At 63.9% G+C, this 14,160-nt stretch carries 11 protein-coding genes; 6 read left to right on the top strand and 5 right to left on the bottom strand.

What is annotated here, in order from left to right; all coding sequences use genetic code 11:
- Positions 1-2: 2 nt before the first annotated feature.
- The gene (locus RA302_RS09630) at positions 3-581 is read left to right on the top strand and encodes a sigma-70 family RNA polymerase sigma factor (RefSeq protein WP_003940953.1); all 579 of its coding nucleotides are present in this window, start codon (positions 3-5) and stop codon (positions 579-581) included.
- Entirely contained in the window at positions 565-1,500 is a 936-nt protein-coding gene (locus RA302_RS09635) for an anti-sigma-D factor RsdA (RefSeq protein ID WP_223257858.1), read from the top strand. The genes RA302_RS09630 and RA302_RS09635 overlap by 17 nt, the downstream gene beginning before the upstream one ends.
- Positions 1,501-1,602: 102 nt before the next feature.
- On the opposite strand, the gene RA302_RS09640 is transcribed toward RA302_RS09635, so the two are convergent.
- Entirely contained in the window at positions 1,603-2,007 is a 405-nt protein-coding gene (locus RA302_RS09640; RefSeq protein ID WP_003940777.1) for a DUF5319 domain-containing protein, read from the bottom strand.
- A 243-nt stretch (positions 2,008-2,250) separates the two neighbouring features.
- On the opposite strand from RA302_RS09640, the gene guaB reads away from it, so the two are divergent.
- From guaB to RA302_RS09655, 3 genes are all read left to right on the top strand, one after another.
- A complete protein-coding gene (gene guaB, locus RA302_RS09645; protein ID WP_020723641.1) occupies positions 2,251-3,774 on the top strand; it encodes an IMP dehydrogenase in 1,524 nt (507 codons plus the stop codon).
- 27 nt (positions 3,775-3,801) lie between these two features.
- A complete protein-coding gene (locus tag RA302_RS09650) occupies positions 3,802-4,941 on the top strand; it encodes a GuaB3 family IMP dehydrogenase-related protein (protein WP_003940976.1) in 1,140 nt (379 codons plus the stop codon).
- 173 nt (positions 4,942-5,114) lie between these two features.
- Entirely contained in the window at positions 5,115-6,869 is a 1,755-nt protein-coding gene (locus tag RA302_RS09655) for a GMC family oxidoreductase (protein ID WP_060938810.1), read from the top strand.
- Between the two features lie 83 nt (positions 6,870-6,952).
- Here RA302_RS09655 and RA302_RS09660 read toward each other — a convergent pair whose 3' ends face one another.
- The gene (locus RA302_RS09660; protein WP_020969070.1) at positions 6,953-8,710 is read right to left on the bottom strand and encodes an Ig-like domain-containing protein; all 1,758 of its coding nucleotides are present in this window, start codon (positions 8,708-8,710) and stop codon (positions 6,953-6,955) included.
- 51 nt (positions 8,711-8,761) lie between these two features.
- Positions 8,762-10,531 (bottom strand): Ig-like domain-containing protein, encoded by a 1,770-nt coding sequence (locus tag RA302_RS09665; RefSeq protein ID WP_338480358.1) that lies wholly within the window; start codon positions 10,529-10,531, stop codon positions 8,762-8,764.
- Between the two features lie 367 nt (positions 10,532-10,898).
- Between RA302_RS09665 and guaA the strand changes: the two genes are divergently transcribed.
- On the top strand, positions 10,899-12,470 hold the full coding sequence (guaA, locus tag RA302_RS09670; protein ID WP_019747593.1) for a glutamine-hydrolyzing GMP synthase: 1,572 nt from the start codon (positions 10,899-10,901) through the stop codon (positions 12,468-12,470).
- A gap of 55 nt (positions 12,471-12,525) precedes the next feature.
- Here guaA and RA302_RS09675 read toward each other — a convergent pair whose 3' ends face one another.
- Positions 12,526-12,759, bottom strand: a complete 234-nt coding sequence (locus RA302_RS09675; protein WP_020906937.1) for a hypothetical protein — start codon at positions 12,757-12,759, stop codon at positions 12,526-12,528.
- On the bottom strand, positions 12,756-14,150 hold the full coding sequence (locus RA302_RS09680; protein ID WP_259118953.1) for a PspC domain-containing protein: 1,395 nt from the start codon (positions 14,148-14,150) through the stop codon (positions 12,756-12,758). Before RA302_RS09680 ends, RA302_RS09675 begins: the two co-directional genes overlap by 4 nt.
- Between the last annotated feature and the right edge of the window lie 10 nt (positions 14,151-14,160).

The following is a 14,160-nucleotide window of genomic DNA, read 5'->3' on the forward strand; positions in this document are numbered from 1 at the left end:
CGATGACAAATACGAGCGATGAGTTGGACACCGCGGTCGCCGCTGCTGCGCAGGGCGACCGTACAGCTCTAGCTTTGGTTCTGGAGAACATCCGACCGATGGTGGTGCGCTACTGCCGCGGTCGAGTGGGTGCGGCCGAGCGGGGACACCTGTCCGCTGACGACGTCGCGCAGGAAGTGTGTCTGGCCGTGATGACCGCGCTGCCGCGTTATCAAGACCAGGGACGCCCGTTCATGGCCTTTGTGTACGGAATTGCCGCGCACAAGGTTGCGGACGCACATCGAAGTTCCGCCCGTAACAAGTCGGAGCCCGTTTCCGAAGTACCGGATGTAATAGCACTGGATGATGGTCCCGAACAGCGAGCACTCGATTCGGAGTCCAGCAGACAGATGCATGAACTTCTCGGCACACTTCCGGAGAAGCATCGAGAAATCTTGATACTTCGCCTGGTGGTCGGGATGTCGGCCGAGGAAACGGCCGTCGCCGTCGGTAGTACCGCCGGAGCTGTACGAGTCGCTCAGCACAGGGCGATCGCGAAACTGAAAAAAGAAGTAACGAAAGCAGGTGAGAGCTTTGGCTAGAGACGAGGGGCGTGACGCTTCGAATCTCGGTGATCTCGCCGACGACGGTACGCCAGTGGACTTGGCTGCGGTTCGGCGTGACGATGCGCTGATCGAGTCCATTTCGAGTGGCGGGCCGGTAGCAACCGATAGCACCGAACAGTACGAACTTGCGTTGATTCTCTCGCAATGGCGTGACGATGTCGTTGCGACTCCGATGCCCGAGGGTCCGTTGTTGGACGATGTCATCGCTGCAATCACAGCGACGCCGTCCGGCTTCTCCGATCGTCAGCGTTCACGTTCCCGTTCCCGATTGCGTGTGGTCCGCCCGATCGCCGCCGCAGCAGCTGTTGCAGCAGTGGTCTTCGGTGGTGCCACAGCGATGGCGTACGACGCCCAGCCCGGCGATGCCCTCTGGGGCGTCAAGCAGGTCGTCTTCGCCGACGAGGCCAACTCGACGGTCGCGAAGATCGACACGACATCCGAGCTGGAAAAGGCCGAGCGTCTGTTGGCCGCCGGGGACATTCCCGCGGCAAAGATGGTGCTGGACAACGCAGCTCACCGTGCCGATGCGGTCAAGGACTCGCAGGACAAGACGGATCTCGTCGAGCGTTGGGGCAAGTTGATGACGCAGGTCCAGGAGACCACGTCACCCGCAGTACCGCCGTTGACGTCCGATCAGCAATCCTCGCTTGCCACCTCTCCCACGGCGATTCCGGGGACTTCAGTCAATCCGGCCAATCCTCAGTTGTCTGGCGGCGTGACCACAACGACAACGCCCGACCCTGGAATCATGCAAGCGCCTGGTCCAAGCGCGGCGTCGTCTACACCGTCATCGTCGCCCACGACGACTACCACGACCACGACGACCACCACGACAACGACGTCACTGGCCCCGGCCTCGTCGCCGTCGGGTGATTCTTCTTCACCCCCACCCTGAGGTTCCCGCTCTGATCGCATCGTTGCGGTCCACGTTCATACGAAAGTGGCCGACAAGCAATTGCTTGTCGGCCACTTTCGTTTGAACCTGGTGGGGTTTCGCTCAGCTGTCGAAACCGTCGCCGTGCATCGCCTCGTTCATCGACGCGTCGGCGTATCCACGGCAGTAGTCCCACGTGACATATGCCTCAGGCATCGGGTCGTAGGCCGGCTCGTGGGGGCGGACGGTTCCGTCCACGAGGAGCTGCAGCAGGTTTGCGCGCAGCATGTCCCAGTCGTGGTAGTGATCTTGTTGGCAGTCCTCGCAGCACACTACGAGACCGCGGATGCCGCGGTGAGCGAGGAGCGCCTCGTAGACGGCGAGGTCAGCGAGATCCTCCTCGACCGCTTGGCGTTCGTGGGGGTCGAGTGGTTGGCCCGGCTCGATGGCATCGAGAGCCGCGGAGGGGTCAGCTGGGTCGCCGGCGAAGGGATCTGGCGGCAGACCGGGGGGCAGTTGATCACGCACAGCACCACGGTACGCAGGTCAGGGGGGTCAGCGCCACTTGTTACGCGTACCCGCAGCGTGGGTGGGATGGTTCGGACCTTTGAGTGAGCCGATACCATGGTGTGCAACGCCGGGAAAAGGTGCCAGGAATTTCTTTCCGTGCAGGCGCCTTCTATCCGATATCCAGCTTTCGTAATCCGTTTCGAGGCGGCTGCTACAGCGGTCGCCCTGGGCGAATCTAGGTCCATGGAGGGTCCTGACCGCATGAGTAGTTCTGCAGGACATGTACACACCGGAGGAGACGACCCCAACAAGGTCGCGATGCTGGGACTGACTTACGACGACGTGCTGCTGTTGCCTGCTGCGTCCGACGTCATCCCGAGCCAGGTCGACACGTCCAGTCAACTGACCCGCGACATCCGTCTGCGGATTCCGTTGGTCAGTTCTGCGATGGACACCGTCACCGAGTCGCGCATGGCAATTGCGATGGCACGCGCCGGCGGCATGGGTGTTCTGCACCGCAACTCGTCCGTCGAGGTTCAGGCAGGACAGGTCGAGACCGTCAAGCGCTCCGAGGCCGGCATGGTGACCGATCCCGTCACGTGTAAGCCGACCGACACGATGGGTGAGGTCGACGCGAAGTGCGCTCGCTTCCGCATCTCGGGTCTGCCGGTCACCGACGACGCCGGCCAGCTGGTCGGCATCGTCACGAACCGTGACATGCGTTTCGAGGTCGACCAGAATCGTCCGGTCGTCGAGATCATGACCAAGATGCCGCTGATCACCGCTCAGGAAGGCGTCACCGCAGACGTGGCACTGGGCCTTCTTCGTCGGCACAAGATCGAGAAGCTGCCGATCGTCGACGGCAACGGCAAGCTCACCGGTCTGATCACGGTCAAGGACTTCGTGAAGACCGAGCAGCATCCGGACGCTACCAAGGACCGTGACGGTCGACTGCTCGTCGGCGCTGCAGTCGGTGCAGGCGACGACGCCTTCCAGCGTGCGATGGCGCTCACCGATGCCGGTGTGGACGTACTCGTGGTGGACAGTGCGCACGGTCATTCGTCCAACGTTCTCGACATGATCGCCAAGCTCAAGCGTGAACTGGGTGAGCGGGTTCAGATCATCGGTGGCAACGTCGCTACGCGCGCGGGTGCTCTGGCACTGGTCGAAGCCGGCGTCGATGCCGTCAAGGTCGGAGTCGGCCCTGGTTCCATCTGCACCACCCGCGTCATCGCCGGTGTCGGTGCCCCTCAGGTCACGGCCATCCTGGAAGCGGTTGCCGCGTGCAAGCCTCTGGGTGTGCCCGTCATCGCTGACGGTGGACTCCAGTTCTCCGGTGACATCGCGAAGGCTCTTGCCGCGGGTGCGTCGACGGCCATGCTGGGTTCGCTCCTGGCCGGTACCGCTGAATCGCCCGGAGAACTGATCCTGGTCGGCGGCAAGCAGTTCAAGAGCTACCGCGGAATGGGTTCGCTCGGCGCGATGCAATCGCGTGGCGAGGCCAAGTCGTACTCCAAGGACCGGTACTTCCAGGACGACGTACTTTCCGAGGACAAGTTGGTTCCGGAAGGCATCGAAGGACGTGTTCCGTTCCGTGGCCCGCTTTCCCAGGTGACGCACCAGCTCACCGGTGGTCTGCGCGCTGCCATGGGTTACACGGGGTCGGCGACGATCGAGCACCTGCAGAACGCTCAGTTCGTCCAGATCACGGCGGCCGGTTTGAAGGAAAGCCATCCGCACGACATCACGATGACTGTCGAAGCACCCAACTACACCGCTCGTTAGCAACCAGTACACGAGAAAGGGGCGCGCGTGCGCGACCTCGTTGAGATCGGCATGGGTCGAACGGCCCGACGTACCTACGAGTTGGACGATGTGAACATCGTTCCCTCCCGGCGAACCCGTTCGTCGAAGGAGGTGTCGACTGCTTGGCAGCTCGACGCTTACAGGTTCGACATCCCAGTCCTCGCACATCCCACCGACGCGTTGGTCTCGCCGACCTTCGCGATCGAGCTGGGTAAGCGCGGCGGCCTCGGTGTCATCAACGGTGAAGGCCTGTGGGGCCGTCACCCCGATGTCGAGGAGAAGCTCCGGCGTCTCGTCGAGATCGCCGAGAAGGACGGTGGCGTCGACGCAGCCATCCGCTACTTGCAGGAGCTGCACGCGGCACCGCTGCAGGCGGGTCTTCTGGCTGCTGCGGTGGCGCAGGTCCGTGATTCGGGGGTCACCACTGCCGTTCGGGTCAGTCCGCAGAATGCGCGCGCACTGACGCCCGAGCTGATCAAGGCCGGAATCGACCTGCTGGTCGTCCACGGGACGATCATCTCGGCCGAGCACGTCGTGCACACCGAGCAGGAACCGCTGAACCTCAAGACGTTCATCTCGGAACTCGACGTTCCGGTTGTCGCTGGTGGGGTCAGTGACCACCGCACCGCGCTGCACCTGATGCGTACCGGCGCTGCCGGTGTCATCGTCGGGTACGGCTCCACCGAGGGTGCAACCACCACCGGTGAGGTCCTGGGTATCGGCGTTCCGATGGCCACGGCGATTGCCGATGCTGCAGCAGCCAGGCGCGACTACCTCGACGAGACGGGTGGACGCTACGTCCACGTCATCGCCGACGGTGACATCGCAACTTCGGGTGATCTGGCGAAGGCCATCGCCTGCGGTGCCGACGCTGCCGTTCTGGGCACGCCGCTGGCCGTGTCCGCCGAGGCGCCGGGTGGCGGCTGGTACTGGCCGTCCGCTGCGGCTCATCCTTCGGTTCCGCGTGGAGCGCTTCTTCCGGTTTCCTACGGCGAGCGTCCGAGCCTGGATCAGGTCCTGAGCGGTCCTTCGGATGATCCGTACGGTTCTCTGAACTTCGTCGGCGGTCTTCGTCGGTCGATGGCCAAGGCCGGGTACTCCGACCTCAAGGAGTTCCAGAAGGTCGGACTGACGGTCCGCGCGTAGTTTGTACCTTTCGGTGGCCCCGGTTCTTCGTGAACCGGGGCCACAGTTCGTTGTGCAGGACTTTCTTCCGTTCCTGATACTTGCGGTTACGCTTATGGGGCCCCTTGTGGTGGTAGTCACAAGGGATAGGTGCATACTGGCGGGTAACTACGGTTCACGGTGGAGGTGTCCTGATGGGCAAGCAACGGGCAACGGACTACGACGTACTGATCGTCGGATCCGGGTTCGGCGGAAGCGTGAGCGCGCTTCGTCTCGTGGAGAAGGGCTACAAGGTCGGCGTCATCGAAGCCGGCCGACGGTATGCCGACGAAGATTTCGCGAAGACCAGCTGGGATCTCAAGAAGTTCCTCTGGGCTCCGAAGCTGGGTTGCTTCGGCATTCAGCGCGTGCATCTGCTGCGCGACTGCCTCATCCTCGCGGGCGCAGGGGTCGGCGGCGGGTCGTTGAACTACGCCAATACGCTGTACCAGCCACCGGAGCCGTTCTTCCAAGACAAGCAGTGGGCGCACATCACCGACTGGCGAAGTGAGCTCACCCCGTACTACGAGCAGGCTCAGAAGATGCTCGGCGTCGTGCAGAATCCGCACATGACGCCCGCTGACGAGATCATGAAGTCGGTCGCCGACGACATGGGCGTCGGCGACACGTTCATCCAGACCCCTGTCGGCGTCTACTTCGGTGAGCCGGGCAAGAAGGCGAAGGACCCGTACTTCGGCGGCGTCGGACCCGAGCGCACCGGTTGCATCGAGTGTGGCGAGTGCATGACGGGTTGCCGTCACGGAGCGAAGAACACTCTCCTCAAGAACTACCTGGGCCTTGCCGAGACAGCCGGCGCCGAGATCATTCCGATGACCACCGTGTCCGGACTTCGTGAGGCTCGCGACGGTTCGTGGGATGTGTTCACCGAGCGAACCGGTGCATTCGGGCGAAAGAACCGCCGCACCTACACGGCTGCGAACGTGATTCTCGCGGCCGGGACGTGGGGCACTCAGCATCTGCTCTTCGACATGAAGGACACCGGAGCGCTGCCCAAGCTCTCCGACAAGCTCGGCGAGCTGACTCGAACAAACTCCGAATCCATCGTCGGCGCAGGCAAGTACAAGGTCGATCCTGCACTCGACCTGACCCGCGGAGTGGCGATCACGTCGTCGTTCCACCCGAGCAGCGACACGCACATCGAGCCGGTCCGCTACGGCAAGGGTTCCAACGCGATGGGACTGCTGCAGACCTTGATGACGGATGGCGGTGGCTCGACACCGCGGTGGATCAAGTTCCTCGGTGTGGTCGCGAAGAACCCGTACCAGATGCTGCGCATGCTGACTGTCAAGGACTGGAGCGAGCGCACGATCATCGCGTTGGTCATGCAGAACCTCGACAACTCGATCACCACGTACACGAAGAAGGGCCTGTTCGGTCGACGCAAGGTCACCAGCAAGCAGGGCCACGGTCAGCCGAACCCGACGTGGATTCCCGAGGGCAACGAGGCGACGCGTCGAGTTGCCGCGAAGATCGACGGCGTCGCAGGCGGCACGTGGGGCGAGATCTTCAACGTTCCTTTGACCGCGCACTTCCTGGGCGGTTGCGCAATCGCGTCGGATTCCGATCACGGTGTCATCGATCCGTACCACCGCGTGTACGGCTACCCGACGCTCAGCGTCGTCGACGGCGCAGCGGTCTCGGCCAATCTCGGCGTGAATCCGTCGCTGACCATCGCCGCTCAGGCCGAGCGCTCGGCCTCGCTGTGGCCGAACAAGGGAGAGACCGACCTGCGTCCCGCCCAGGGCAGCGGCTACGAGCGTTTGGCTCCGATTGCACCCAAGTCGCCCGTGGTGCCGGCGTCGGCTCCGGCCGCGCTGGTTCTGCCGATCGTGAAGATCACCGGCGGCAAGACGGCTACGGCTGTTCCGGTGGAGCCTGCTGCCGGATAGTTCACCGAGAACTGAAAGGGGGCGTGTCGTCGAGGATTCGACGGCACGCCCCTTTTGCAGTTTCAGATCGTCAGCCCACCTTGTCAGCCGCCCAGCGACCCGAAGAGGGTGCCGAGGTCGAGGCTGCCGGTTCCGCCACCGGGTCCGCCGTCGGTATCACCGGGGACGGTCAGGGTCTGCGGCGCAGAGGCCGAGGACGTGTAGCCCGAACCACCCACGAATTCGGCAGTGACACTGTAGGTCCCGGAGTTGTAGAACGTGGCCGGTACCGTTGCGACACCGTTGACCACGTCGACCGGTCCACCGATGAGGGTGTCACCGACCTTGAACTGGACCTTGCCCGTGGCACCGGCCGGATCGACCGTTGCCTTGAGTGTCACCGGGGTGTTCTTCTGAACAGTTCCGACGGCGTCGAGAACCGTGGACGTCTCGACGTCAGCGGGAGCCGGAGTCGTGACACTGACCGGGAATGCCGGGGCAGCGGACGGCGCGAATCCTGGTGAACCCGTGAACTTCGCGACAACCTTGTGCGTTCCTGTCGAGGTGAAGGTGTACGGAGCGATGGCAACTCCGTCTGTTCCGACCGTGGCAGTCAGCGTTTCGGTGCCGTCGACGATGAAGTCGACGGTGCCGCCGGTGCCCTGCGGATCGACCTTGGCGGTGAGGTTGACGTCCTGACCGACCTTCGCGGTAGACGGCGAAACCGTTGCGGTAGTGGTCACGGCGTCAGGCGGCGCATCGGTCGTGACGGTCACGATCTTGGCCGACGCCGACGTCGACGCCAGGAATCCGGGTGCACCGCTGTAGCTCGCGGTGATGGAGTGCGGTCCGTCCTCGGTGAAGGTCGGGGAGATGCTTGCCGACCCTCCGGTGACCGGTACCGCGTCCCCCAAGGGGTTGTCGCCGTCGAAGAACTGGACGGTTCCACCGTTTGCGCCGCCGCTCACGTTGGCCGACAGAGTGACAGGAGTTCCGTTCTTGGCGTTGGCCGGTCCGACGACAGTGGTGGTGGTTGCCTTGTCCGCCTCGATGATCCGTGTCGTGGCGAGGGGGCCTGCGCCGCTGTTGAGAGGACCGTTCTCAGCGTCACGAGGGGTGCACCGAGTAGGCGCCCAGGCGGTGATGACCAGGGTGGCCTTGGGGAGGAACGTGAGGAAGTTGCGATCGTTGTTCCATGCTCCTGCGCTGCCGCCGGTGCGTACCTTCATCGCGACGTCCCCTGAATCGCCGGCCTTGAGAACTGCCTTGACCTGGGGGAGTTGGAACTGGGTGTAGCCGTCGGCATTGTTGGAGCCGTCGACGTTCTTGCCGGTCGCCTTGACGACTATCCCGCCCTCGGAGTTGATGCTCGAGCTGGGGCTGTTGCCGATGACCTGGTTGTTTCCGGAGAGACGCAGAATGGTTCCGTTGGGATCGACGTTGCCGTTCTCGTTGACACGCAGGATGTTCGGCGCGACACCGCTGAGCCCTGCCGAAGTTCCGGGAACGATGGTGGCTTCCACCAGGGTGGCGTTCGCGGGAACGTCGACGTCGACCTTGATGCGGGAGACGTTCTGGACGGTCGCCCCCGAAGCCGATCCGGGGAAGGCGATGGGACCGGGTTGGATGGTGACCTCGAAGGTCTCACCCGCTCCGACGCTCTCCGGTGCGTCGACGATGACCGAACCGGACTGGGACTGCGTGGTCGGACCGGCGACGGCGGACGGGGTTGCGAGGCAACTCGTTCCGAAAGTTGTTGTCACCGGGGCCGCTGACGCGGGGATTCCCGCGAGGATGACGCCACTGGCGAGTGCCGTGGCGGCGATCGGCGCCGCGATGCGACGTCTGGAGTACACGAACATGGATTCTCCTGAGCTGGGTACGGGAGTGGTGTCCAAAGCTGATGTGGGGGACTAGCTTCCGAAGAGCGGGATGAGGCCGCTGAGCGAACCGGTGTCCACGCTTCCGGTGCCGCCGCCGTCGGTCGGTGCGGTGCCGACCTGCACGACCGTCGGGCCGGAGACGGAGTTCTTCCAGCCGGCGTCGCCGACGAAGTTGGCAGTGAGGCCGAACGTTCCCTCGTCGTCGAAGGTGTGCGTGAGCGTCGCGACGCCGTTGACGACGGCAACGGGTGCGCCGATGGGCGTCGTGCCGGACTTGAACTGGATCATTCCGTTTGCTGTTCCGGGTGCAACAGTGGCCTTGAGTTGCAATGCCTTTCCGACCTGAGCGGAGCCGCTGACAGTCAGGACTGTCGTGGTGTCCGCGCGGGCGGGCTCGGGATCGGTCACGTTCACCGTGAACGATGTGGACGTGGAGCCGATGAATCCGGTTCCGCCGGAGAACTCGGCGACCACGGCTGCGGCACCGGCTGATGCGAAGGTGTGCGGGAGGATCGCGACGCCGTCACCCGTGCCGACGGGTGCGGTACCGACCTCGGCGCCGTCGACTTTGAACGTCACGGTTCCGCTGCTCGGGATGGGGGAGACGGTGGCCGAGAGGTTGGTCGGTTCACCGACGACTGCTGTGAGCGGTTCGACAACGGTGGTGGTGGTTCCCCAGTCGGGATCGCTGACGTCGAGTTGGGTTGCGGTGGAGACGGAATCGCCGTAGCCGGCCTCGCCGGTGAACACTGCGGTGAAGCTGTGCGTGCCGGAGGCGTCGTAGCTGCGGGTCAGGGAAGCCGTTCCGTCGACCACGGCCACCGGTGCGCCGAGGTTGGTGTCGCCGTCCTTGAACTGCACCGTGCCCACGGCGTTGGCCGGAGTGACGACGGCGCTCACGGTGATGCTGTCACCGACCAATGCGGCGTTCGGAGCCGAGATCGTGGTGGTGGTGTCCGCGGAGACGTCGACGGTCTGGACTCCGGAGGTCGAGCTGTGGAATCCCGGACCGGCGTTGTACGCGGCGGTGATGTCGTGGGCGCCGACGCTGTCGAAGGTGTGGGAGAGGGTGGCGCTACCGCCCGAGACCGGGACGGGTGAGCCGATGTCGTTGCCGCCGTCCTTGAACTGGACGGTGCCGCTCGCGTCGGACGGCGCAACCGTCGCGGTCAGGTCGACCGGCGTGCCGACCTTCGCCGTTGCCGGTGCAACCAGAGTGGTTCCGGTGGCGACAGACGGGTCGACGACCTGGACGTTGACGTTGATCGGGTTGAGGCCCTGCTGCGTGCTGAAGGCGTTGACGTCGAAGAGCATGCCGCTGTCGTACGTCTCGAACGCTGTGCCGACAGGGACCGTGTAGGTCGCTTCGAGCGTGACGGGTTGGTTCTTCTTGACGACGAATCCACCGACGAGGAAGGTGCAGCCGCTCGAGCACTTCGCTGAGACTCCGCCATCTGATTCGTTGCTGATCGTCGCCCGGTTGGTCACACCCAGGTAGGTGGCCTTGGCGCTGCCCGGCACGAGGACGAATCCTGCGGGCGGGATGTCACGGATCTTTGCGATCGACCGTTCGATGCCGCTTTCGTTGTGCTTGATCTCGGTCTTGTACGTGACGGTGTCACCCGGGTGAACTGCCGCGTTCCCGATGACACTCTTCGTGAAGATCAGATTGTCGGTCGTGCCGGTGAAGGTGGTCGGCGGGGCTTCGTCAGCGGTGGCCGGCGTGCCGAGGGCTAGAAGTCCGGCGGCAGCCGTCACAGCCGCGACAGGTATGGCGAGTCGTCGTATGAATCGACGCACAGGTCCTCCTCGAGGTGAGCGCCGTTCGGCGGCGCCGGCCGTTTGCGATCGTGATCCTGATCACTTGACGGGCGAGATTACCTTTACTGGACGTTTGGTTCAGGCGAATCGGTCAAACGTCCAGAAAATTCACCCTCCGTCCATTTCGGGCTCTGGCCTGCGATGATGTCGCCGATTTGATTGCCGAAGCTAAAGTGCGGGTGATTGGGGCATCGTTAACCTGGACGGTGGTCTAGTTCGCCCCGAGGTCGCCGCGCAGTCCGGAGGGTCGGCCTTTGTAGTGACGTACCTCGCGCTCACTCGGCCGAGGAGCGGGCTGAGTCCATGCATGCGCAGAAGCGCTGGCTGCGGCGATTAGACTGCACCTGTGGCAGATATCGAGCAGCAGAGACCAGTTCTTGTCGTCGACTTCGGAGCGCAGTACGCGCAGTTGATCGCACGGCGAGTTCGCGAAGCCAAGGTCTACTCGGAGGTGATTCCGCACACCACGACCGTCGAGGAGATCGTGGCCAAGAACCCCTTGGCTGTTGTGCTCTCGGGTGGGCCCTCGAGTGTCTACGCAGACGGTGCTCCCAAGCTCGATCCCGCACTTTTTGATCACGACATCCCGGTTTTCGGAATCTGCTACGGATTCCAGGCAATGGCAGGCGCCCTCGGCGGCACCGTTGCCGAGACCGGCACCCGCGAATACGGTCGTACCGACATCGCGGTATCCGGTGGGTTGCTGCACGACGGACTTCCCGCGACGCAGCCGGTGTGGATGAGCCACGGTGACGCCGTCACCGAAGCGCCGTCCGGCTTCGAGGTGACTGCGACCAGCGATGGCGCTCCCGTCGCAGCGTTCGAAGATCGCGCCCGCAAGCTCGCCGGCGTGCAGTACCACCCCGAGGTTCTGCATTCCCCACACGGTCAGCAGGTCCTGAGCCGCTTCCTGCACGAGATCGCCGGTATTCCGGCAGCGTGGACGGCGTCCAACATCGCCGATGCGCTGATCGAGCAGGTTCGCGAGCAGGTCGGCGACGGACACGCCATCTGCGGTCTGTCCGGTGGTGTCGACTCGGCTGTCGCTGCGGCTTTGGTTCAGCGGGCAATCGGCGACCGGTTGACGTGTGTCTTCGTCGATCACGGTTTGATGCGAGCCGGTGAGCGCACGCAGGTCGAGCAGGACTTCGTCGCGGCAACCGGTGCGCGTCTGATCACCGTGGATGCTGCGGACACCTTCATCGGTGAGCTGGCTGGGGTCACCGATCCCGAGACCAAGCGCAAGATCATCGGCCGCGAGTTCATCCGCAGCTTCGAAGGCGCAGTCAGTGATGTTCTGGGCGAGAACGCATCTCACGGTGCGACCGTCGACTTCCTCGTGCAGGGCACCCTGTACCCGGATGTCGTGGAGTCCGGCGGCGGCACGGGAACTGCAAACATCAAGAGCCATCACAATGTCGGCGGGCTGCCGGAAGACCTGCAGTTCAAGTTGGTCGAACCGCTGCGTCTGCTGTTCAAGGACGAGGTCCGTGCAGTGGGCCGCGAACTCGGTCTGCCGGAAGAGATCGTCGGACGCCAGCCGTTCCCCGGTCCCGGACTCGGTATCCGCATCATCGGTGAGGTCACCCGCGATCGCCTCGAGATCCTGCGTCATGCAGATTCCATTGCGCGCGAAGAGCTTACGTCTGCAGGCTTGGACGGAACGATTTGGCAGTGTCCGGTGGTTCTCCTCGCTGACGTCCGCAGCGTGGGCGTGCAGGGTGACGGCCGGACGTACGGTCATCCGATCGTGCTGCGTCCGGTCTCGAGTGAAGACGCGATGACCGCGGACTGGACGCGTCTGCCGTACGAGACCCTCGAGCGCATCTCGACTCGAATCACCAACGAGGTTGCGGACGTGAACCGCGTAGTCCTCGACGTGACGAGCAAGCCGCCGGGAACTATCGAGTGGGAGTAAAAACAACTGTGCGCCTTTATTAACCCCCCGCGGTTAATAAAGGCGCACAGTAGTTTTACTTGCGGTTGCGCCGATTCGGCAGAATCACCAGCAGTAGTCCTGCCACGACGGCGGCACCGACGAACAGCCAACGGAACTGAATGTTCGCTGCCGGCGCCAGAGAGAACGGCCCGACCAACGCCCACACGCTGACCAGTAGTGCGGCCAGTCCGGCGATCAGCAGAAGTGCCGAGGGGCGCTTGGATTCTCGGGTCTCGTCCTGGTCTGTCGTCTCGTCGTACTCGCTCATGATTGCGTCACCTTCAGGCTGCCGAACGTAGCTTTGGCGTTGATGGTCAGGGTGGGAGAGTCCGGTGTCGCATCGCGGCCCGGGTGTATTCCGCCGTCGAGGCAACCTGATCCGTCACCCATGACGACGGTGCAGCTGTTCTTGACGTTGACGGTTGGTGGCACCATGACGGTGAACTCGCCGAACGACGCCGCGACGTCGATGGTCTCGTCCTCGGTGAACTTGACCCCGTTGAGGTCGAGAGTGAAGCTTCCGAAGGCTCCTGAATACGACGGCTCCAACTCGGAAGCTGTTGCCGGAGTCCATCTTTGCTCACCCGAGGCGTCGAACTCGATCGGGTAGACCAACGAGGCGAGAAGCACGAAACCCACGAGTGGTCCGGTGACGACCAGCAGGCCGTACCCCTTGCGGAAGAATGCCCCGAGGATCAGGCCGAGTGCGATGACGGCGAGTCCGACTGCACCGACTCGGCCGGGAGTGAACCACTCGTTGCCGGTTGCGGCGCCCGCTGCCCCGGTGACTGCGGCGACGATGATTGCGAGTCCGAGGACCGTCAGCGTCCAACGCGAGCGACGCTTACGTGGCGGCAACGGGAGCAGCGGTGTGGCCTTGGCTGCCGGATCCGGAAGATCCCAGGCGAACGGAGCGACACCGAGCGGATCCCAGGACGGCGGCGTGATGGCGGCCTCACCGATCACCTCGGTCGGATTGGTGCTGACCGAAGCGCTCGGGTCCTTCGACAGGTTTATCGTCGGATGAGCGGCCTGAGATTGTGGTGACTGCTGCGGCTGGTCGGCCGGTCGTTCCTCGGGCACATAGCTGTCGGGGAGTTTGGTGTACGGCGTGTACACGGGAGGCTGATTGGGCGCGAAGTATCCGGGGGTGAACGGCCCAGGCGTGAATCCGGTGCCTGGATACGCGGTACCTGCGCCGACATAAGGCGACGTGTTCTGCGGCAGTGCGGGCGGGATGGGCGCTCGTTGGTAGAGCAGCCACAGGCCACCGACCATCAGGATCAGCCCGATCAGTCCGGAACCACCCAGACCGACGCCGACGGGGCCGACAGTCGTAGCCGCGATGGCGAGGGCCACCAGCAAGACGATGGTCTTGGTACTGGAATCGGAACTGTGTCCGCGGCCCATCAACGACTGCGCGGGGGACGATCCGTCACCGGCACGGGCAAGTACCAACCAGCCGGCGAGGTAGAGAAGGATGCCTGAGCCACCGAAAATGGTGGACGCGACAAACGCCACGCGTACGAGAACGGGGTCGATGCCGTACCGGTATCCGATTCCGGCGCATACCCCAGCCACGTGACCTTGTGCCGGCAGACGCACGGGGCGGGTCCGCCACAGATCCTGGATCTGTTCTTGGAAAGTCGGATTGTTCATGAATCAATCC

The organism is Rhodococcus sp. DN22, assembly GCF_036669995.1.
Classification (GTDB): Bacteria; Actinomycetota; Actinomycetes; order Mycobacteriales; family Mycobacteriaceae; genus Rhodococcus_F; species Rhodococcus_F erythropolis.

Coding starts and splice junctions, on each gene's coding strand:
- RA302_RS09630 (WP_003940953.1), top strand. CDS start 3: ATGACAAATACGAGCGATGAGTTGGACACCGCGGTCGCCGCTGCTGCG.
- guaB (WP_020723641.1), top strand. CDS start 2,251: ATGAGTAGTTCTGCAGGACATGTACACACCGGAGGAGACGACCCCAAC.
- RA302_RS09655 (WP_060938810.1), top strand. CDS start 5,115: ATGGGCAAGCAACGGGCAACGGACTACGACGTACTGATCGTCGGATCC.
- RA302_RS09660 (WP_020969070.1), bottom strand. CDS start 8,710: ATGTTCGTGTACTCCAGACGTCGCATCGCGGCGCCGATCGCCGCCACG.
- RA302_RS09675 (WP_020906937.1), bottom strand. CDS start 12,759: ATGAGCGAGTACGACGAGACGACAGACCAGGACGAGACCCGAGAATCC.
- RA302_RS09680 (WP_259118953.1), bottom strand. CDS start 14,150: ATGAACAATCCGACTTTCCAAGAACAGATCCAGGATCTGTGGCGGACC.